Below are 19,315 nucleotides of genomic sequence, written 5' to 3'. Positions count from 1 at the left end.
TCATGGGTTCCATTTGTTGGAGAGCGCAGGCCTTACGGTTTTCAGGTCCGGCAGGTTGTCGAGGAAGTTGTCCGGGTAGTAACCGAAACTGGTCGCGCCCTGACGCTTGAGGCGACCCATCCAGTCCGCGAGATGCGCGCCATCGATATTGGCCTGATCCTTTTTCGTCCAGTCCCTGGCCTGCAATTCGAACACCGTGCGGTCCAGCGCCCCCGGGCGTTTCTTGACCGTGGCCACCAAGGCTTCCAGCCACGGACCGGACTCTGCCTGGGTCTGCTTTTCCATCAACGGCATGGCCATCGGCGCCGTCCAGTCGTAGGTCGCGAGGAAGTCGTCGAGGTTCTGCGCGTACCATTCTTCGCTGTGTGGATTGAGCATCGGCTCGGCGAAGATATTGCGCGCAGTCAACACCTGCGGGCCGCGAATCGCACGGACTTTGGCGGTCAGCTCGTTGGTGAAGTCGATGAGGTATTTGCTCTTGAAGCGCGTCCAGCGTTGCATCGCTGCCGGATCATCGCGCAGCGCGGCGATCGAACCGGGCAAGCCCTGGGCGGCGTAGGCTTTCAAGGCTTCAGGGCTGGCATCTTCGAAGTCCGAGAGCACTGCGTCGTCGTGATAAAGGATGCCGTCGACCGATGTCAGGCGCGCCACGTCTTCGTAAATTTCGCCGATGATCCGCCGCACTTGCGGATCGAATGGAGACAGGCGTTGGTACTGCGCCGGATCGACCGAGGTGGTGCCGGTTTTCGGGTCCCAGCGCGTCACACGCGGCAACTTCGAATCAAGACCGAAACTCAGCACCGGCATCCACGCAAAAACTTTGACGTGAGCCCGAGTGCGCAACTGCCAGGCGACCCGGTCAAAGATGTCCGCACGCACCGGCAAGTGGCGGTTGGGGAAGTACAGCGAATGCACCAGCCCATCGCCTTTCGGATCGGCGAAGGCTTGCAGGAATACCGTGTTGGCGCCCATGTCAGCCATGCGCTGCACCAGTTTGCCAAGGTTGATGTCCTGCTGCGCCGGATCCGGATCGTAGACGTTGTCGAGATCGACATGCACCACGCGCATGGCGAAATCCGACTGCACCGCAACGACGCTGTTAGCGAAATGCTCGCCGTCAGGATCGGAGGCAACGAGGAAGCGCGGGCTGCTCATCAGGTTGTCGAGGGCATCGAGACCATCGTCGAGGGTCAGGGCCATTTCGTAGCCCTCCTCACCGACCACAGTCAGCGAAGTGCCGTCCGCCGTGCCGTAAGGCCAGACCCAGACGCGTGGCTTTTTACCGGTGACCTTGCGGATCTTCTCCGAGATGTTGTTCACGTCGGTGCGAATCCGCGCCTGGAAATCAGCCTCGGACTCGTAGCGTTTGGTCACTGGGTCGTAGCGCCGGGTCGCAGCGGCGGGCTGCATGTTGCCCTGCGGGTTGGCGAGGATGCCTTTGTGGTTGGCATCGGTGTGGGCGGCGATTTCCACCAGCCCGGATTGCGAGATTTCACGCACCTGATCCCAGGTCAGGAAGTCGGAACGCGCACGCGGGGCGCCGGCGAAATCCACCGGTTGATTCAGTGGCGTGTCGATCCAGGTGCCAACTGGCGCCAGCAACGCGTGCCAGTTGTAGGCGCGCAAAACCGGCAGCACACGGTTATAGAAACTCGAATAACCATCGTCGAAGCTGAGCAGAATGGCTTTCGCCGGCAGCTCCGGGCCACCCTTGCGCGCCGCCATGATCTGATCAACCGTGACCGGTTTGTAGCCATTTTCACGCAGCCAGGCGAGTTGCTCGATCATGCGCTCGGTGCGCACCGCCACCACGGCCTGATCGGGATCACGGTCTTCGATGTCGTGATAGGCAATGCCGAGCACGTGATTTTTCGGCCACGGTTTTTCACTGGCCGCCAGCGGACGCTCGGACGGCGGCGCGAAGGCCGGAGCTTGCTGGGCGCAAGCGCTGACCAGCAGCACTCCCAGCAGAAGGATGAAACGCGAAATCAAAGGCATCTTCAAACTCTTCTAGAAGCGGAAAGTGAGGTCGACGAGCAGACGCAGATCGGTCTCCCGATCACCGTCGTAGGGCCGGTTGATCACACTGAACAAACCGCCCACCTCGAACACGTCGTTCCAGGCATAACGCTGGCCGTAGCCGAGCAGCGCCATGCCGCCGGTGCCGTGATCACGCTGGCTATACGTCCCCGCGCCGGCCTGGAACTGCTGGCTCCAGGATGTTTCATAGCGGTGGTAGAGCACGTGATTGACGTTGACCAGCGGCATCACGCTGAAGTCGGATTTGGGATTGAAGTAAGGCACGTCATCGGATTTGGAGTTGTGGCTGGTGCCGACTTCCAGACCCGCATCAACCTGCACGTTCGGCGCGCTGTAGACGCCCTCGCGACCGGTGAGCAAAGCTTCGACGCGATTGTTGCCGTCGCTGAAGTGCGACGGGCTCACCGACAGTTTCCACTCGCGGCTCTCGTTGGCGCGCCAGCGGATGAAACCGCTGCCGCCGTTGGCCTTGATGTCGCTGTTGAGCGCGCGCAACGGCGTCTCGGCCGACAGGTACTCGAGGCTGCCGCCGTACTGCCAGTTGTCATTGATATCGCGGGCGATCGCCAGGCGCGCGCCCTGCTTATCGCCGTAGCCGTAGGAGTGGTTGGAGACTTCGGCTTCAAGGGTCATGTCGCGGGTGCGACGTTCCAGACCGACACGCTGGAAGCGATGATTGCCAGTGCCTTCGGCAAAATCGCCGGTGGCATAACCGGCACCGGCAAATACGCGCCAGTCTTCATCGATCGGCGGACTGTACAGCGTTGTCTGGATGCCGAAATCGCGGCTGCCGCTGACTGCACCGGCATTGCCGCTGCCACCACCGTTGGCCTTGCCACCGTAGGCTTCGACGCGCAGCTCGGACATATCATGCACTTCGCGCTCACGGGCCAGACGCTGCACTTGGCGGTTATCCGGATAACGGGCGACGACGTCGTCGGTCAGCGCATCCATTTGCCGCCATTCCTGCAATTCCATGGCCGTGTGAGCCTGGCCAATTTCCAGGCCCATGTCGCGCGGCACCATGCTCTCGGTTTCCTTGAGCTGCATTTCGGCGCGGCGCGGCCAGTTGCGGGCCAGGTACAAATCGGCCTGAGCCAGACGCAACCCGACGTTACCCGGCGCTTGATCGACCAGGGTCTGCAAACGCTCCTCACCGTGGGGCAAGTCGGAGCCATAGGTGCCGGCCTGCGCCGCCAGTTGCTGGGCGTCCATCCATTCATCGTTGGGGTTGCCGATGGGCAAACCTTTGAGCTCAATGCGCGGGCGTTGGGACTTGGCCAGGTCTTCGGCGACTTTGCGCGCCTCGTCGGCACGATCGCTTTCCAGCAACGAGTAGTACAGCGCGGTGGTGTCTTCGAGGCGGTCGCCGACATCGGCGTCTGGCGCCGACAGCACTTGGCGATAGAGATCGGTGGCGATTTCCGGCTGACGCTGATCCAGATACGACGCCGCCACCCAGCGCAGGGCGTAAGTCGGAATCTTCACGCCTTCGGCTTGCAGCTTCTGATATTCAGTGATGACGTCAGCCGTGCGTGCGCGGGCCTTGAGTGCACCCATGCGGTCGATGCGCCAGCGAATTACATCATCGTGAGCCGTCGCATCAGGCGTCCAGGTGGCGAGCAGTTTGTCGTAATCGGCCAGCGCACGGTCGGCGATGACGTAGCGTTCTTTCTCACTGCGGGTGGCGTATTCGGCGAGGCGTACGCGCTCGGCCGCCAGATCACCTTCGAGGCGGCGCAACGTGACCGGATCGATCAGGCCCGGACGTTGATTGGCCAGGCGTAGCGCCGGCTCGGGCAGACGCGCCTTTTGCAGGGCGACCACGTATTCGCGGGCGACTTCCGGTTTAGTGCCGGCTCGCTTGAAGGCCTGATCGTATTCGAACAGGGCATCGTATGGCTTGTTGTCGCGGGTCAGGGCGTAGCCCAAGGCGAGACGGCGCGAAGGATCATCAGGTTTGGCCGCCACCAGCGCTTTGGCGCGGGTCACCGCTTCGTCGGGTTTACCGGCGTCAGCCTGAGTCAGGGCCAAACCCAATTGCAGGTCGGCGTTATCCGGCTCCAGCGCCAGGGCTTTGTTGTAGACCTGAGTGGCCTGATCCCAACGCTTGAGATTGCGATAGGCGCGCGCCGTGGCGGTCAGCGCCTGAACCGGCAGGACGCGGTCGCGGCCCTGGGTTTCATAGACCTGCACCACTTCGGCGTCGAGCCCGGCCCAACTGGCAATCTGCAGGTGATCACTGATCTGGCCGGTAGTCGACTGACCCGGCGGCACTTGACGCAGCACATTCAGCGCAGGCGTGGTTTGCCCGGCACGGGCGTCGCGCACCATCTGATCGTAGGGTGTGTCGGCAAACGCCAGTGCCGGCCAGAGCAACTGGCTGCACAGCGCGACTCGAAACAAAGGGCGTAAACCACGATGTAATACGGGAACATCAATACGCGGCATTCGTCAGCATCCTTACATGGCCAGCCGGGTCGCAATGCCCTCCTTGCCCATTCGTAACTTTGGCCGGGACATACAACATCTCGGCCAAGCTTAGTCAGGCAGTCTTGCATGCAAGCGTAGACCAGTATTCAGAACACAATAATTGTTCAGAATCGTGGGGGCGGCTCAGCCGAAGCAGTGAAAACCCGAACGCCACACAGCAAAACGCCCGGCGTCTGTGCAATACAGAGGCCGGGCGTAGCTATTTAGAACGCAGGATTACTGCACTTGCGTGACGCCTGCGAACTTGCTCATCAGGAAACCGACGAACTGCTCAACGGTCATTTTCTGGCCGTTGAATTCCACCTGATTGGCGGCGTAATGCAGCTTGGTCACGACGTTGGTGCCGTCGACGACGGCCAATTGCGAACCGACCGCCATGCCGGCGAACATGTCGGCCGCTTCCTTGGATTGATCGACGATGGCTTTGGCGTCAGTCTGACCATCCAGTTGCGCCTGTACGCTGAGCAAATCGACCAGCATTGGCTTGGACACCTGGATATTCAGGTCGAGCAACGCGATCAGTTGTTTGCCCAGTTGATCCGGCGGCAGATCCATCGATTGCGGTTTGGTCAGGTCAATGACGAGATTGGCCTTGCTCTCACCGTTGGCGGTGTTGAACGAGAGGTTTTCCAGGGCAATCTGCGGGCCGGCCGCGAGGAGTTTTTGCAGATCGGCTTTGACCTGTGCATTTTCAGCGTCGGTCAGGTTCAGCTCGGGTGCTGGCAAACCTTGAGCGGTGGCCTCGGCGGCAGCCTTTTCATACGGCTGCAATTTGGTCTGGTAGATCTGCATCAGCGACATCGTCGATGGGATGTCGAGGTTCTTCAGGCTCAAGGCCAGGTTTGCCGAACCAATTTTCTTGTCGTTGAGGCTGACTTCACCAATCTTGTAGTCAGCACGACCGGACGCATTGCTGCCATTTTCTTCGGTGAGGTTCTTCATTTCGAAGTTCTTCACGCCAAGCACCGATTGCTTGGTGCCGAAGGTGGTTTTGCTGTTGGTCAGCACCAGGGTGTTTTCGCCGGTGTAGTAGCCATAGCTGCTCTTGGCGAGGTTGCTGGCCAGCGTCAGACCGTTGAGTTCGACCTGTACCGGTGCCTGATCTTCGGCCACGGTCACCAGCTTCAGGTTGTCCATGTAGCCGTCAGCCTTGACCTTCTGTGCCTGGGCGCTGGCGGAAATATTCATGGTCAGGCCGGAGAACTTCAGGCTCGACTGCTCATCCAGCGCGGTTTCGAACGGCAGCAGGTCGAGGGTGCTGGTGGTCGATTCGTCGTAGCCAATGCTGGTCACGCCTTTGAGCGGTGCGGCGCCTTTGGTGGCGGCAAACCACTTCTCGGTGGCCGGATTCTTTTCCAGCTCATAGTTGCTGGTAGCCATGACCGGCAGCCATTTCAGCGAGACCAGACGCGAGAACGGCAGCGGACCATGCTCGATGTGGTCAACGAACAGCAGCTCGACCGGTTTGTCGCCGAACATCTCGCCTTCGCCCTTGAGGCGATAGTGCGCGGTGCTGGTGAAGGTGTGACGCTCCAGCGACACCAGTTCCAGCGACGCGGTGCCGTTGGAGCCGGCCATGGCGGTTTGCAGCTCTTTGTTGGCATTGCTGACGGCGTTATTCAGTACGCCTTCGATCTTGGTCCCGGTGTACCAGGCCCCGCCTGCGCTGATCGCGCCGATGGCAACAACAATTCCGAGAAGCACGCCTGCTGATTTATTCATGAATGACCTGATCGATTTCCGTGGCTGTGAGTGTGGTCGTCTTCCCTGAACCCGTGACCGGGTCGCGGCTCGACTCCGCTTGAATTAGCGGTGGAGATTAGCACTGGCGGCACGAGGCGGCCCAATGTTTAAAGGTGAAAGAGTGTCTATGGGGAGAGTGGACAGTGGGCAGGTGCGAAGAGTTTCGGTGTTTTTCAGTCCGCCTTCGCGAGCAGGCTCGCTCCCACAAGGACAACGCTGTACCTGTGGGAGCGAGCCTGCTCGCGAAGGGGTCAGATGACTTAGCGAAGAATCAGGAATACTGAACCTCGATCTCATCCAGTTGATGATCAAAGCTTTTCAGCCGCGCGGTCCAGGTGTACACCAGCACTTCAAAATCCCGATCGATCACCGCCCCGCCCGGCCCATCCGCGCGCGGGTCGCAGAAATCCAGCTGATAACGCTCACGGGCCATGGCCGTGGCAACGTCCGACAGTTCGCGGGCATTGTTCAACCAGTGCCAGCCCTCATCGGCGATCTGTTTGTCGAGTTCCAGGCACTGCTTCTTCAGCGCTTCGAGGCTTTTTTCCAGCGGCGTGCCGGTGAGTTCGCCCATGACTTCGGCGAAAGTTCGCCCAGGCTGCCAGTAGCTGCCCCAGAAATACCGGTCGAACACGGTTTCGACCCGACGCAGGGCGACTTTGGTGTCCCAGATCAACACCAGGGTTTTACCCTGCTCAAGTTGTCTTTTCTTGACGCGCTGCACCTGAACCGAGGCCCACGCCACGACGACGATGGCCATGACCGCGATCAGCGCCGTCGCGCTGTCGAGGAACACCATCGCCTTGTCGATCTGATGGGCCAGCATGATGCCGTAGAAATAGGTGGCCGAGAGCAGCACCAGCGCTGCGAGGGCGCACCAGAAGCCGAGAGCGTAAGGGTTTTTCATTATTGGTTTCCCCTAGACCAGCGCTAGCAATGTGCGCTGGAAGGGTGCGTTGCTCGAGGCACCCTTCCAACACTTCAAAGCATAGCTACGGCGTCAGGGTTTGCTCGCGCTTGAAGCTTGCGTTCGTCCGCTTTCCCAACCGCCGCCGAGGGCAAGGAACAAATCGATCTGGCTCATGGCAACTTGCGTATTGGCTGCGGCCAGTTGCGCGGTGACATCGGTGTAGGTGCGGGTCGCTTGCAAGTCGGCGAGGAACGACTCGCGGCCGGCCTGGAAGAAGCGGTGAGTCTGGTCTGCAGCCAGTTTCGCCGATTGCTCGGCATCGGCCAGCGCATCGCGACGTTGCAGCAACGCCGTGTATTGGGCCAGGCCGGTCTGGGTTTCGCGAATGGCGTTAAGCACTATGCCATCGAAATGCGCGAGCGCGCCCTGTGTGGTCGCTTCTGCTTCGCGAATGCGCGCACGAGCGCCGTTGGTCGGTACTTTCCAGCTCAGCGACGGTCCGAAGCCCCAGCGGTTGGTCGACGGATCACCGAGGTCGTCGATGATGCCGACGGTGCCGATGGTCGCGCCGATGCTGATGTCCGGGTACAGCTCGCCGGTGGCAACACCGATGCCGGCGGTCGCGGCCGCCAGACGTCGTTCGGCCTGACGAATGTCCGGACGACGTTTGAGCAGCGCAGCACCATCACCGACCGGAACTAACTGAGCGATTTTCGGCAAATCGGCGCAGGTCGCGGTGCCGGCAGGCAGCTGATCGACCGGTTTCGCCAGCAACATCGACAGGCGGAACAGCCCGGCCTGACGCGTCGCTTCATAACGCGGCATGTCGGCGCGCAGGGATTTGAATTGGGTTTGCGAGCGGGTGACCTGGGTTTCGTCGCCACGGCCGGCATCGCGCAAACGCTGGATCAGCGTGGTGCCTTGCGATTGCAGATCAAGGGAATGCTGGGCAATTTCCCGTTCTTCGTTGGCCGCGCAGACTTGCGTGTAGGCACGAACCACGTCCGCCACCAACGTGATGCGTGCGGTGTCGGCGGCAGCCTGAGTCGCGTCGGCATTGGCCTTTGCGCCTTCGATCCCGCGTTGCAGCGTGCCCCACAGGTCGAACTGGTACGACGCGCTGATGCCAATATCGCCGACATTGGCCACCGGTACTTTTTCCGGCAACAAGAATGCCTGTCCGGATTCCTGCAAACGCTGCGCGCCCATTTTCACGCCAGCGCTCCAGCCACCGGCCGCTTCGGCCTCATCGACCTGAGCACGGGCTCGTTGCAAGTTAGCCGCCGCAACGCGTAGATCGGTGTTCGAGGCCATGGCCTGCTGCACCAGTTGATCCAGACGCGGATCCTTGTACAAGCGCCACCAGTCGGCCGGCACGGGCGCCGACACCACCGGTTTGCCGTCCACCGCCAATTCGCCCTGAAAGTCCTTGCGCTGGACTGCCGCGTCTTCGGGCACGTGATAATCCGGCCCGACCATCTGACAGGCCGAGAGCATCACGCCCAATCCGGCGATCATCAGCGCCCTGTTCATTTCCCGGGCTCCTGCTTGCGATTGTCGACTGGCTGATCGTCGATGATCGACACCGTGGCCGTACGCCCGGCGATCATGCGGAAGTCTTCCGGCACGTCATCAAAGGCGATCCGCACCGGAATCCGCTGCGCCAGCCGCACCCAGCTGAACGCCGGGTTGACGTTGGGCAACAAGTTGCTGCCGCTGGTGCGGTCACGGTCTTCGATACCGGCGACGATGCTTTCGACATGCCCGCGCAGCTTGGCTTTGTCACCGATCACGCGGATATCCACCGATTGGCCGACATGAATGCCGTCGAGTTTGGTCTCTTCGAAATAACCGTCGATGTGAAACGAGTTGCTGTCGACCACCGACAACACCGGACGTCCGGCGGTGACGAACTCCTGCGGGCGCGGCGCACGGTCATTGACGTAGCCGTCCACCGGGCTGCGGATCACCGAGCGGTCGAGGTTGAGTTGGGCGCTGTCCACGGTCACCAGCGCTTCGGCCAGCGCCGATTGCGCACGGGCGACTTTCGATTGGCTTTCCTCCAGTTGCTCGGCCGGCACGAGGTTGCCGAGGCCACGGTTACGCTTGGCTTCACGCTGCGCCTGGGCGAGTGTTTCTTCGCGGTCGGCGACGGCTGCCTTGGCCTGACGCAGGGCCAGTTTGAAACGGTCCTGATCGATGCTGAACAGCACCTGGCCGCGCTTGATCAACTGGTTGTCTTTCACTTCAACCTGCTGGATCAGACCGGACACGTCCGGAGCGATCTGGATGATGTCGGCGCGAATATGGCCGTCACGGGTCCACGGCGCGAACATGTAATACATCACCATGCGCCAGACGAGGACAACGGCAAAAGTCACGATCAGCAGGGTCAGTACCACGCGACCAATGGTCAAAAACGGTTTTTTCATGTCATCAGGTATCGACTGAGTGAGTCCACGCCGTACAGCAGTACCGCGTAGAGGGCCACGTTGAACAATGCCCGGTGCCAGACCAGACGGTAAAAGTGCACGCGCGTGAGCACGCCGTGCACCAACAAAAACAGCACATAAGTGATGCCCATCACCACCAGCAAGGTCGGCAGGAAAATGCCGCTGATGTCCAGATCACCGATCATAGGGGCGCTCCATCGGGCAGCGGTTCTTCGGGCTCGGCGCTGGAAACGAATTCAACACCGGGCAGCAACGCCAGACGCAAACCGCTCAAGGCGTGCAACAGGTTTAGACGGGTTTCATCATCGCCGTGACCATTGAGTGCGCGGCGAGCGCGATCCATGGTCATCAGCAATGCGGCAGGCGCCGGCAAGCGTTCGCCGGCCTTGAGGCAGGCGCGAAAATACTCGCCGACTTCACTGACCACTTGCTGCAACAAAACGTTCGGTGCGCCGGTCACTCGCGGGGTGTAGGCGAGCAGGTCGAGCAGGTTCAGACCCACGCGCACTTCACGCATGGCGATGCCAGTGTCCTGGCCCGTCATCGCCAGCCGTGGCAAGTGCTGCATCAGACGGTCGAGCAACTGCACGCCCAGTTGCCGGTGTTCGGCAAGGTTGGCCGGCTCGGTCATGTGCACGATGTCCTTCCAGCTGAAACGGGTCAGACGTTTGGCCGCCAGTTCGACGCCGAACGGGCGGGCGATCAAGGTCCAGATAAACGCGAACAGCAAACCCATGGGGCCGGCCAGGTTGGAGTTCACAAAAGCAAAGAAGTCCGCGTCGTAAGCGCCCTGGATGCTGATGAACGACGAAGTGTTGACCAGCGTCAGCAGCATGCCGAGGTAAAAGCGCGGCTGGACGGTCAGCGTACCCACGCAAATGAACGGGATGGCGAACGCCAGCACCAACATCGGGAAGTCGTGCAGGTTCGGCAGGATCAAAAACAGATAAAGACTGGCGAACAGCACCGACATCCCGGTCCAGAAAAAGAACCGGTAGATCTGCGGCGCCGGGTCGTCCATCGAGGCGAAGAAACTGCACGCCACCGCTGCCAGAATCACCGCACTGCCGCCATCCGGCCAGCCAAGCAGAATCCACAGCGTCGAGGCAACGATGATTGCCAGAATCGTCGAGGCCACCGAATACAGCATCAGGCCACGGTCGATAAACGGCGTCAGGCGACCGAGGCGCCAGTGCCGGTAAACCGCGCGCCAACTGTCCTGACGCTCGCAGAGAATCGCATCCTGCAGGCTGCGGCAGTCCTGCCATAGATCGATGAACTCACCGAGGCGATAAATCGAATTGGAGAACAGCAATTGCTTGCGATCTTCCAGCGCTTCGGCGCTCGGTTGCAGGGCTTCGAGCTGATCTTTCAAGGCTTGCCAGCGGTCGAGATCGGCATCCTTGTGCCCGAGCCATTCACGGGTGGCGGTGAGCAGTGGCGCAAACTTTTCCACCAGCTCCGGCGTGCGTCGCTCAAGGGCGTAAAGCGAATCTTCCAGGGCATCGATCACCGGCAACAGATGGATCATTCGCCCGCGCAATTCCTTGGTGTTGCGCACGGTTTGCGGCCGCGAACCTTCGTGGGGCAACTGGCCGATCATGAGTTCAAGACTGTTGAAATTGGCGACCATGGCCATGCGCAGCGTGGTGACTTCTTCGGGCTGCACGTCGCGGCTGAGGAATTTCAGGCTGTAAGTTGTCGCGTCGGCGAACCATTTGCTCACGGCATCGTTGAACACAGGCGCCAGACGACGCGGCCAGAACATCGCACCCACCACAGCGGCGACGGCGATGCCGAGGAAAATCTCTTCGGTACGGGCTTCCGCCACGTCCCACACCGCCAGCGGGTTATCCACTGTCGGCAAGGCGATCAGCGGCAAGGTGTAACCGGCGAGCATCAGCGCGTAGCTGTTGGCCGTGCGCAGATGCAGGGACAGGAACAGCAGAATCCCCGTCCACAGCGCAATCACCACCACCAGCACATACGGGCTCTGCACAAACATCGGCACGAAAAAAACCGCTGCCGCCGCACCGAGAAAGGTGCCGATGGCGCGGTACAAGGCTTTGGAGCTGGTCGGCCCGAGGAACGGACTGGAGACGATGTACACCGTGGCCATCGCCCAATACGGACGCGGCATTTGCATGAGCAAGGCGATGTACAGCGCGATCATCGACGCTGCAAAAGTACGAACCCCGTAGAACCAGTCCCGGGCCGGCGGAATGCCAGTGAAAAAACCGTTCAAGAATTGACCACCACTGGCGGATTGGCCGCCTCAAAAGCTCTGAGTACCCGAAGCGTAGCTTCCAGATCGCTTTGATCGATGCCTTCGAGCACCTCATGACGCAAGCGCACCAGTTCGATCTCGACCGCCTGCACCAGTTCACGACCGCTGTCGGTCAGGCTCAGGCACTTGGCGCGGCGATCCTGCGCATCTTCGGTACGGCAGACGTACCCGGCATGACACAACTGATCGAGCAGACGCACCAGCGACGGACTCTCCATCCCGGCCGCCTGCGCCACCTGCACCTGTCGCACACCCTCGCCAAGCCTGCCGATCATCAACAGCGGCACGGCGCAGGCTTCGGAAATTCCATAGTTGACCAGCGTGGTCTGGCAGATCTTCCGCCAATGCCTGGCGGCCACCACCATGGCACTGCTGATGTTCATCTGGAGAGCGTCGAGGGTATCGGGCACGGGACAATGCACACTGTTAGTTTGCTAACTATCAATATCGCATTGGTGGGGAAATTCAGTCAAGTTTTGAAACAATTGAACCTATTCGAGCCAGTAGAATTTTATTCAGTGGCTACTCAACGCTTTTTCGCATTCTCGTAAACACTACTGCGCTCACGTTTGCCCACTGCAACCACAGAGACGACAACGCGTTCATCAATCACCTGATAAACCAGGCGATAACCGGAAGCCTTAAGCTTGATTTTGTAGCAGTCAGGCATTCCATGCAGCGCATCAGCAGAGACCCGCGGCAGCTTCAACCTCTCACCAAGCTTCTTTTTGAATTGTTCTCGAAGCGTATGACCCAACTTATTCCACTCTTTATGAGCAGACGGCAGAAATTCGAGCTTATAGGTCATCCAGGCTTACCGAAATTGGCGTCTCATGGCTGCGGGCGCGAACGATTTCAGCAAGCTCTAGATCATCAAGCCTCTCCATCATTGCTTCGTAAACATCGGCAGGCACCATATAACCCATGACGCGATTGTGATTGAGAACGGCCACAGCGCCGCCATGAGCGCCGCTCAAAACGGCGGAGGGGTTTTTCTTTAGTTCGGAAACACTGACAGCCATATCGGCTAGAACATTCTGCATAATAAAAGACCTCTATTGAGGTCGTGATTTTGGTCTATTTTTCGATCATCAACAACTGGCAACTTTAGCTAAATGACAACGGGCAGAAGTTGATTAACCTGAACGCCCCTTACGCAACAAAACATTCAACTGATCCACCACCTCCGCCCAATCCGCATCATCAAGAATCTCGTCCCGCAGAAAATCCGCTTGGCACTTCGTCCAGAAAAACGCGTCCGCCAAATGCAGTTCGGGTTTCAACGGGGAATGGGTGGCGATGAACTGATCAATGCTGACCGGGTCGTTGTCCAGGCCGAGTTGTTTGAAGAGGGAGGGAAGGCTATGGGTTGGACTTTCCATTGCAGTGATCCTTGAAATTAGCGGTGTCAGGAAAATTAATCGCGGGCAAGCCCGCTCCCACAGGACTTTCAGGGAAACACAAAATGTGTGTACACCTCAAAACCTGTGGGAGCGTGGCTTGCCCGCGATGGCGTCAGCACTGGCGCTGAAAAACCTAATGACTCAACTCCCGCACCTCGGCATGCGGCACCATTTTCAGGAATTCGGGCATGCTCATGTGCAGCAGGTTGTGATGGTTGCCGGCCTCCAGATAGATGTCTTGCTGGCGGGTCAGCAGCGGGTCGATGACCATGTCCAGCCCGTAGGAATCTCCCAGCGGCGGCACCGCGCCGCGCTCGCAGTCGTCGAAGATGTGCGCCAGGTTGCTTTCGCGGGTGATCTGCCATTCGCCGCTGTTGCGCACCTTGCTCAAGTCCAGATGCCGACTGGCCGGCAGCACCGCCATCAGGTAATGCCCGTGATGGTCGTCGAGGATCACCGATTTCGCCACTCGCTCGGCCGGAACCCCGGAAACGCGGGCGGTTTCCAGGCTGCTGGACGAGTGCGGATGGGCGAGGATGTCGTACTCGCAATGCGCCCGGGTCAGGCTGCCTTGCACTTTTTTGGCCATACGCATGATGCACCTCGGTATTGCGCTGAACGTTTGTTCCTGTGTCTTTGAGTCTAGTTCGACAGGCTGCCGCCGAAGGGAAATCCGCTCACCGGACACATCCGCACATTGATCAAAATTCATCCAGCGCAACCCTCAACTAGACTGAAAGAACCAGCCAGGACTCTCGCGGAGGGTCACGTGAACAGCCGATGTTGTGCGTTTGCCTTGCTTCTGTTGATCAGCGGATCGGTACTCGCTGCCGACACGCCGTTGCCAGCCATGAGCCCGATAGGGTTGTGGCTGATTACGTTGGGCATCGTTTTCCTGATCGCCGAAGCCGCCCTGCCCAATTACGGCGTGATCGGCCTGGGCGGGATCATCATGTTCATCATCGGTGCGCTGATCCTGGGCAATGCCGAACTGCCGGTGCCGATGATGATCGGCCTCGGCCTGATCAGCGCCCTATTGCTCCTTGCACTGATCATCCGCGCCTTGAAGACCCGACCGCGCCACGCCGTCAGTGGCGATGCCGGTCTGGTCGGCAGTGTCACGGCGGTGACCGGTGTTCAGCCGGAAAACGCCCATAACGGCTGGGTGCAATTGCAAGGCGAACATTGGCAGGTCCTCAGCGCCACGCCGCTGCATAGCGGGCAATCGGTGCGCGTAGTCGGGCGTAAAGGCTTATTGCTGAAAGTCACCGCGACTGACGCGGCTCAACACGGAGAGTGATCATGGGTCTGCAAATCGGTTTTGTTGCGCTGCTGTTATTGGTGATCGCCCTTGCCGGGTCGACGTTCCGCATCCTGCGCGAATACGAGCGCGGCGTGGTGTTCCAGCTCGGGCGGTTCTGGCAGGTCAAAGGCCCTGGGCTGATCCTGTTGATTCCGGTGGTGCAGCAAATGGTCCGGGTCGACCTGCGTACCGTCGTCCTCGATGTGCCGCCGCAGGACGTGATCACCCGCGACAACGTTTCGGTGAAGGTCAACGCGGTGCTGTATTTCCGCGTGCTCGATCCGCAGAAGGCGATCATTCAGGTCGAGGATTTTCTTTCGGCCACCAGCCAATTGGCCCAGACCACATTGCGCGCCGTGCTAGGCAAACATGAACTGGATGAATTGCTGGCCGAGCGCGAGCAACTGAACATCGATATCCAGCAAGTGCTCGACGCGCAGACTGACGCCTGGGGCATCAAAGTCGCCAATGTCGAGATCAAGCACGTCGACCTCAACGAGTCGATGGTCCGGGCGATCGCCAAACAGGCTGAAGCGGAACGGGAGCGGCGAGCGAAAGTGATCCACGCCGAAGGCGAGTTGCAGGCGTCGGAAAAACTCATGCAGGCGGCTGAAATGCTCGGTCGCCAGCCTGGCGCCATGCAATTGCGTTACATGCAGACCTTGAGCTCGATTGCCGGAGACAAGAGCTCGACGATTGTCTTTCCGCTGCCGATCGAATTACTTAAAGGGATGGCGGATTTGTCCGGAAAATCCTGAAAAGCAAAAGATCGCAGCTTTAGGCAACTCGTACAGGGACACGTGTAGGAGTTGCCGAAGGCTGCGATCTTTCACAAGTTGCGCAGCAACTCCAGATCCACAAAAGAACGCTGAGTAAAGTGACGCACTCGCTCTTTCATCAACGCCGAAGCCTCGCGACGCTTGTCTTCACCATCGGCAACGAAGGGTTGCGACGGCTGCTTCGCATGTAAATCCACCGCCGCAAACACTTTCCCGCGCTGTACATCATCGAGGCGAAAGAACCGCGCCAACCGCCCCGCCATTGCATCTGGCAACTCGCTGTAATTCACCGGCAGCCCGCCCGAGTCGCGGCAATGGATGAACCCGGCCTCAAGCAACCGCCCCAAGCGTCGGGCGATGAAACCCTCGCGGCCGGCGAACGGCAAACCATCCTCCAGCACGCAATCACCGAGCATGCCCGGCACCATGTGCATGCCCGGGCGGTGCAAATGGGAGACGGCGATTTCCAATGGATCGCGATACACAAACAACCACGGCGTATCCGCAAAACATTCCTGCAACCGCGGCCACTCGCCGATGTTCCAGGCATCCAGTTTGATCACCAGGCGCTGTTCCACGCCGCGGCGACGCTGCCCGTATGCCGAAAGCAGCCCGACGATCGCGGCCCGACGCTCAGGCGCAGGTAAATCACTGCGCAACAACGCATCGAGCGGCGGCGGTTCGGAGACGATAATGTGATCATCGAGTCGGGCGAGCATCTGGCTGATCAGCGTCGAGCCACAGCGCGAGGCGTGCAGAATGAACGCGCTTGGCGTCAAGCCCGGATTCTGCGCGTGCCAATCGCTGAGTGCCGCCAGCGGTGTCTGCCGACGGAAAGCCTGATTGAACGGCAGACGCAGTGCATCGTCGACCGCGTCGCGGAAAAACGGCTGGTGCAGCGGCCTGTCACCGAACCAGCACCAGTCCACCTGCCACTGCCCGGCAACCGGCCAGATACGAATCGGCAACCAGCCATCGAAGTTCAGCCGCTCCATTGCTCATTCCATTGCCGACGACCGTTGCGCATCGCTGCGCGCAGTTCTTCGCGGGAGAACGGCAGGCCTTGTGCGGCAGCCAGTTCCAGGGTTCGGGAGATGAACTGCTCAGGATCGTGCAGCTCGCGCAAGGCGAGCGACAGCGAGTCATCGTTGGCGACCAGCCGTTGAAAACACTGCAACGTGGTCTCGGCCAACTCCGCTTCAGGCGTACTCGCCACGCCTTCGGCAATTCTCTCCCCCAGCCACGCTTCGGGCCGGCAGTCGAGGACCAGATGAACCCGCGCCGATGTATCGCGGTTGTCCACCCGATGCGCTCGCGCCAGATCGAGAAACCAGCATTCCCCCGCCCTCATCGGGATCCGCTGGCCATCTAGCCAGAAGTCCACCTCGGGCGGGCTGAGCAACGGGATATGCAGGCGCAGATCGGCGTCCGGGCCATCGAGATCGTAGTCCCGGTGTTCATGAATCCGTCCACCCGGCCCCAGGCGCAACAAACGGGCGCTGACGATCGTCAACGGCAGATCGCGCAGCCCTTGTTGCCAGCGATCATCCAGCAACCACGGTGCGCGGCACAAAGGCGCGCCGCGTCCGGGGGATAACTCGGTCAGCGCATCAGCCGCCGAAATCAGCGCCACGCCGCTCCAGTCGCCCGAAAAGTAGTCCGTATTGAAGTGACTGCGCCAAGCGTCATCGGCAATCGCCGCCAGCGCTTGCAACAACAGCGGCAGATCCAGCGTCACCGGCAAACGCGAAAACGCCGGCCGGTTCATGCGTTTGGCAACACCGAACATTCGCCGAGCCAGGTCAGCAGACGATCAAGGCAGGCCTCGACCGAATGCGCGCCGGTGTCGACCACCAAAGATGCCTGCAACGGTGGCTCGTAGGGCGCCGACACCCCGGTAAACCCAGGCAGTTCACCACGTCGCGCACGGGCGTAATGCCCTTTCGGATCACGTTGTTCACACACCGCCAGCGCTGCGTTGCACCAGACTTCGCGATAGTCCCCACCCAAGCGCGCAGCAAACACTTCGCGTAGTTCTGCCAGCGGCGCGATCATCGCCAGAATCACGATCTGCCCGTTTTCCACCAGCAACGCCGCCAGCTCGCTGGCGCGGCGAATGTTTTCCAGCCGGTCACTGTCGGTGAAACCGAGGTCACGGTTGAGGCCGATGCGCAAACCATCGCCATCAAGTACTAAGCTCTGCACACCAAGCCCAAACAATTGCGCATGCAATGCCTGGGCGAGCGTCGATTTGCCCGCTGCCGGTAAACCGGTCAGTAAAATCGCCGCACCGCGATGGCCGTTACGGGCCTCGCTTTGCGTGCGACTGACGCTGGCGCTCGGCGCCAGCACATCATTATTGCGCCGGAGCATGGGTCACCTCTCGCACCGAAATATCCCCCGCCGCCCATGCCGACTCGCGATTGGCCAGTGCGGTGGCGATCGACTGCACTTCAGTGGATTGCACCTGATCCGGCAACGGATCGAGGCCGGCGCTGGCGAAGATCTGGCCGTAGGCATTGCGCAGATCGGCGTACGACAGGTCGCGACGCAGATCCGCCTGCAGGTTGTTCAGCTCACCCTGAATCAGCTCCAGTTCGCCAATCCCGGCAGCCTGATGCCGATTGCGCAACTGACCGACGATTTGCCCGTCGATGTCCGACAGTTGCTGGTTGGTCTTGAACTGGCGCAGGGCTTCTTGATAGTTGGCGTTGGCCACATAGAGCTGCGCCAGCACCGCAATCGACATCGCCTGACGTCGCGCAGTGGCGACTTCTTCACCGGCCTTGGCGACGTTGATCGCCGCCGGGGCGGAAATCACGTTGAACAGGTTCCAAGTGACTTTGACGCCGTAGTCGGCCCAACCCTGCTCGACCAGGAACGAGTTGCTGTCGTAATGCCCGCCTGCCGAAAACTCCAGGCCCGGCAACAGACGCAGCATGGCTTTGCGGGTTTCCGCCGCGCTGATGCGCGTCTGGTAATCCTGTTCGCGCAGTTCCGGGCGGCTGGTCAGGGCTTCCTGTTCCAGTTTGGCCAGATCGACCTTGAGCTCGGGAATCTGATAGCCGTCATCGGTGGCCAGGGTCAGGTTGGTGCCCAACGGCAGGTTGATCAGGGTCGCCAGCTCGGTTTTCGCCAGCGACAGCGCACGGCGCTGCTCTTCCAGCTGTCGGGTGGCTTCGATCAGCGAACGCTGATAACCCAGCGATTGCACCGGATCACCAATGCGTTGATCACTCAGGGTCTGGCTGTTGTCGCGGGCGGTTTGCACCCGCGCCATCAGGCTGTCGATCTGCTTGAGCAGACGTTCGGCGGCCATCGCCCGCCAATAGGCCGAGCGCACGTCCTGAACGATGGTGTTGATCACTTTGCGCCGCCGTTCCTGGACGATCAGACGCTGATCGCCCTGCTGTTTGGCGCTGATGTAGCTGACACCGAAGTCGAGGACGTTCCAGACCATGGTCAGGTCGGCGACATCGCGGTCACGATCCTGCGAGGTCGACGGCTCCAGAGACTGCGTGCCGGTGCGCACGCTCTGGCTGCTGGAGGCATTGACGTTGTTACGCCCGACGTAGCCGGCGTCCAGTGCCATACGCGGCAACATGTCGAAACTGGCGAGGTCGAGCTGCCGCTTGGCCAGCGCTTCCTCCATGATTTTCAAACGGCCTTCGAGGTTGTATTTCACCGCTCGGGCCATGGCCTGGTGCAGGGTCAACGGGCCGCGCAGCGGTTCCTGATCCTTGTACATGCTTTGCAGATCGGTTTTCGCCCGCTGCTCACTGACGCTGCGTTCAATCGGCTCACTGGTTACTGCACATCCGCTGATCGCCAGCGCCAGCAGGCTGGCGCCGAACAACTTCTGACTTTTCTTCATCCCTGGATCGCCCCTAGGTCCCGCACAGTG

At 60.3% G+C, this 19,315-nt stretch carries 19 protein-coding genes; 2 read left to right on the top strand and 17 right to left on the bottom strand.

The genetic code is table 11. The annotated features are described in order from the left end of the window. From pgaB to ACIOWE_RS03800, 13 genes are all read right to left on the bottom strand, one after another. On the bottom strand, positions 1 to 1,998 hold the full coding sequence (gene pgaB, locus ACIOWE_RS03860; RefSeq protein ID WP_401387574.1) for a poly-beta-1,6-N-acetyl-D-glucosamine N-deacetylase PgaB: 1,998 nt from the start codon (positions 1,996 to 1,998) through the stop codon (positions 1 to 3). A 12-nt stretch (positions 1,999 to 2,010) separates the two neighbouring features. Then, complete coding sequence (pgaA, locus tag ACIOWE_RS03855; protein WP_401387571.1) at positions 2,011 to 4,491, bottom strand: poly-beta-1,6 N-acetyl-D-glucosamine export porin PgaA; 2,481 nt, start codon at positions 4,489 to 4,491, stop codon at positions 2,011 to 2,013. Between the two features lie 258 nt (positions 4,492 to 4,749). Then, positions 4,750 to 6,255 carry a YdgA family protein gene (locus ACIOWE_RS03850; protein ID WP_401387568.1) on the bottom strand — a complete coding sequence of 502 codons (1,506 nt, stop codon included), beginning with the start codon at positions 6,253 to 6,255 and terminating at the stop codon, positions 4,750 to 4,752. A 292-nt stretch (positions 6,256 to 6,547) separates the two neighbouring features. Further along, positions 6,548 to 7,183, bottom strand: a complete 636-nt coding sequence (locus tag ACIOWE_RS03845) for a hypothetical protein (RefSeq protein WP_064117438.1) — start codon at positions 7,181 to 7,183, stop codon at positions 6,548 to 6,550. Between the two features lie 93 nt (positions 7,184 to 7,276). Continuing rightward, positions 7,277 to 8,719 carry an efflux transporter outer membrane subunit gene (locus tag ACIOWE_RS03840; RefSeq protein WP_401387565.1) on the bottom strand — a complete coding sequence of 481 codons (1,443 nt, stop codon included), beginning with the start codon at positions 8,717 to 8,719 and terminating at the stop codon, positions 7,277 to 7,279. After that, positions 8,716 to 9,618 carry an efflux RND transporter periplasmic adaptor subunit gene (locus tag ACIOWE_RS03835; protein ID WP_401387562.1) on the bottom strand — a complete coding sequence of 301 codons (903 nt, stop codon included), beginning with the start codon at positions 9,616 to 9,618 and terminating at the stop codon, positions 8,716 to 8,718. The genes ACIOWE_RS03840 and ACIOWE_RS03835 overlap by 4 nt, the downstream gene beginning before the upstream one ends. Further along, a complete protein-coding gene (locus ACIOWE_RS03830) occupies positions 9,615 to 9,824 on the bottom strand; it encodes a DUF1656 domain-containing protein (RefSeq protein ID WP_401387559.1) in 210 nt (69 codons plus the stop codon). Before ACIOWE_RS03830 ends, ACIOWE_RS03835 begins: the two co-directional genes overlap by 4 nt. Then, a complete protein-coding gene (locus ACIOWE_RS03825; RefSeq protein ID WP_401387557.1) occupies positions 9,821 to 11,884 on the bottom strand; it encodes an FUSC family protein in 2,064 nt (687 codons plus the stop codon). Before ACIOWE_RS03825 ends, ACIOWE_RS03830 begins: the two co-directional genes overlap by 4 nt. Next, entirely contained in the window at positions 11,881 to 12,309 is a 429-nt protein-coding gene (locus ACIOWE_RS03820) for a MarR family winged helix-turn-helix transcriptional regulator (protein WP_401387554.1), read from the bottom strand. Before ACIOWE_RS03820 ends, ACIOWE_RS03825 begins: the two co-directional genes overlap by 4 nt. A gap of 143 nt (positions 12,310 to 12,452) precedes the next feature. Continuing rightward, complete coding sequence (locus ACIOWE_RS03815; RefSeq protein ID WP_064389059.1) at positions 12,453 to 12,734, bottom strand: type II toxin-antitoxin system RelE/ParE family toxin; 282 nt, start codon at positions 12,732 to 12,734, stop codon at positions 12,453 to 12,455. Beyond that, a complete protein-coding gene (locus tag ACIOWE_RS03810; protein ID WP_064389060.1) occupies positions 12,724 to 12,969 on the bottom strand; it encodes a type II toxin-antitoxin system Phd/YefM family antitoxin in 246 nt (81 codons plus the stop codon). Before ACIOWE_RS03810 ends, ACIOWE_RS03815 begins: the two co-directional genes overlap by 11 nt. A 93-nt stretch (positions 12,970 to 13,062) precedes the next feature. Further along, positions 13,063 to 13,308 carry a DUF2789 domain-containing protein gene (locus tag ACIOWE_RS03805; RefSeq protein ID WP_401387550.1) on the bottom strand — a complete coding sequence of 82 codons (246 nt, stop codon included), beginning with the start codon at positions 13,306 to 13,308 and terminating at the stop codon, positions 13,063 to 13,065. Between the two features lie 154 nt (positions 13,309 to 13,462). Beyond that, positions 13,463 to 13,924 (bottom strand): aminoacyl-tRNA deacylase, encoded by a 462-nt coding sequence (locus tag ACIOWE_RS03800; RefSeq protein WP_401387548.1) that lies wholly within the window; start codon positions 13,922 to 13,924, stop codon positions 13,463 to 13,465. Positions 13,925 to 14,098: 174 nt separating this feature from the next. Here ACIOWE_RS03800 and ACIOWE_RS03795 point away from each other — a divergent pair, with 174 nt between their 5' ends. Next, entirely contained in the window at positions 14,099 to 14,629 is a 531-nt protein-coding gene (locus ACIOWE_RS03795; RefSeq protein WP_401387545.1) for an NfeD family protein, read from the top strand. A 2-nt stretch (positions 14,630 to 14,631) separates the two neighbouring features. Then, positions 14,632 to 15,390: a slipin family protein gene (locus ACIOWE_RS03790; protein ID WP_003220464.1), complete on the top strand. Its 759-nt coding sequence runs from the start codon at positions 14,632 to 14,634 to the stop codon at positions 15,388 to 15,390. Between the two features lie 71 nt (positions 15,391 to 15,461). Here the strand turns inward: ACIOWE_RS03790 and ACIOWE_RS03785 are convergent, their stop codons facing one another. Genes ACIOWE_RS03785 through ACIOWE_RS03770 form a run of 4 tightly spaced genes read right to left on the bottom strand, consistent with a single transcriptional unit; the run spans position 15,462 to position 19,285 of the window. Continuing rightward, positions 15,462 to 16,406 carry a sulfotransferase family protein gene (locus ACIOWE_RS03785; protein WP_401387542.1) on the bottom strand — a complete coding sequence of 315 codons (945 nt, stop codon included), beginning with the start codon at positions 16,404 to 16,406 and terminating at the stop codon, positions 15,462 to 15,464. Next, positions 16,394 to 17,179 (bottom strand): aspartyl/asparaginyl beta-hydroxylase domain-containing protein, encoded by a 786-nt coding sequence (locus ACIOWE_RS03780; RefSeq protein ID WP_401387774.1) that lies wholly within the window; start codon positions 17,177 to 17,179, stop codon positions 16,394 to 16,396. The genes ACIOWE_RS03785 and ACIOWE_RS03780 overlap by 13 nt, the downstream gene beginning before the upstream one ends. Continuing rightward, entirely contained in the window at positions 17,176 to 17,784 is a 609-nt protein-coding gene (gene cysC / locus ACIOWE_RS03775; protein ID WP_401387539.1) for an adenylyl-sulfate kinase, read from the bottom strand. The genes ACIOWE_RS03780 and cysC overlap by 4 nt, the downstream gene beginning before the upstream one ends. Then, positions 17,768 to 19,285 (bottom strand): TolC family protein, encoded by a 1,518-nt coding sequence (locus ACIOWE_RS03770; protein ID WP_401387537.1) that lies wholly within the window; start codon positions 19,283 to 19,285, stop codon positions 17,768 to 17,770. The genes cysC and ACIOWE_RS03770 overlap by 17 nt, the downstream gene beginning before the upstream one ends. Positions 19,286 to 19,315: the final 30 nt, after the last annotated feature.

Source organism: Pseudomonas sp. NPDC087598 (assembly GCF_044743525.1).
Lineage (GTDB): Bacteria > Pseudomonadota > Gammaproteobacteria > Pseudomonadales > Pseudomonadaceae > Aquipseudomonas.
Note: the sequence above shows the minus strand (reverse complement) of the source record. Positions and strands in the feature narration are given on the sequence as shown.

What these genes read in the sequence shown, in the direction of transcription:
- pgaB (WP_401387574.1), bottom strand. Translation starts at nt 1,998, where the DNA reads ATGCCTTTGATTTCGCGTTTCATCCTTCTGCTGGGAGTGCTGCTGGTC.
- pgaA (WP_401387571.1), bottom strand. Translation starts at nt 4,491, where the DNA reads ATGCCGCGTATTGATGTTCCCGTATTACATCGTGGTTTACGCCCTTTG.
- ACIOWE_RS03850 (WP_401387568.1), bottom strand. Translation starts at nt 6,255, where the DNA reads ATGAATAAATCAGCAGGCGTGCTTCTCGGAATTGTTGTTGCCATCGGC.
- ACIOWE_RS03845 (WP_064117438.1), bottom strand. Translation starts at nt 7,183, where the DNA reads ATGAAAAACCCTTACGCTCTCGGCTTCTGGTGCGCCCTCGCAGCGCTG.
- ACIOWE_RS03840 (WP_401387565.1), bottom strand. Translation starts at nt 8,719, where the DNA reads ATGAACAGGGCGCTGATGATCGCCGGATTGGGCGTGATGCTCTCGGCC.
- ACIOWE_RS03835 (WP_401387562.1), bottom strand. Translation starts at nt 9,618, where the DNA reads ATGAAAAAACCGTTTTTGACCATTGGTCGCGTGGTACTGACCCTGCTG.
- ACIOWE_RS03830 (WP_401387559.1), bottom strand. Translation starts at nt 9,824, where the DNA reads ATGATCGGTGATCTGGACATCAGCGGCATTTTCCTGCCGACCTTGCTG.
- ACIOWE_RS03820 (WP_401387554.1), bottom strand. Translation starts at nt 12,309, where the DNA reads ATGAACATCAGCAGTGCCATGGTGGTGGCCGCCAGGCATTGGCGGAAG.
- ACIOWE_RS03815 (WP_064389059.1), bottom strand. Translation starts at nt 12,734, where the DNA reads ATGACCTATAAGCTCGAATTTCTGCCGTCTGCTCATAAAGAGTGGAAT.
- ACIOWE_RS03810 (WP_064389060.1), bottom strand. Translation starts at nt 12,969, where the DNA reads ATGCAGAATGTTCTAGCCGATATGGCTGTCAGTGTTTCCGAACTAAAG.
- ACIOWE_RS03805 (WP_401387550.1), bottom strand. Translation starts at nt 13,308, where the DNA reads ATGGAAAGTCCAACCCATAGCCTTCCCTCCCTCTTCAAACAACTCGGC.
- ACIOWE_RS03800 (WP_401387548.1), bottom strand. Translation starts at nt 13,924, where the DNA reads ATGCGTATGGCCAAAAAAGTGCAAGGCAGCCTGACCCGGGCGCATTGC.
- ACIOWE_RS03790 (WP_003220464.1), top strand. Translation starts at nt 14,632, where the DNA reads ATGGGTCTGCAAATCGGTTTTGTTGCGCTGCTGTTATTGGTGATCGCC.
- ACIOWE_RS03785 (WP_401387542.1), bottom strand. Translation starts at nt 16,406, where the DNA reads ATGGAGCGGCTGAACTTCGATGGCTGGTTGCCGATTCGTATCTGGCCG.
- ACIOWE_RS03780 (WP_401387774.1), bottom strand. Translation starts at nt 17,179, where the DNA reads ATGAACCGGCCGGCGTTTTCGCGTTTGCCGGTGACGCTGGATCTGCCG.
- cysC (WP_401387539.1), bottom strand. Translation starts at nt 17,784, where the DNA reads ATGCTCCGGCGCAATAATGATGTGCTGGCGCCGAGCGCCAGCGTCAGT.
- ACIOWE_RS03770 (WP_401387537.1), bottom strand. Translation starts at nt 19,285, where the DNA reads ATGAAGAAAAGTCAGAAGTTGTTCGGCGCCAGCCTGCTGGCGCTGGCG.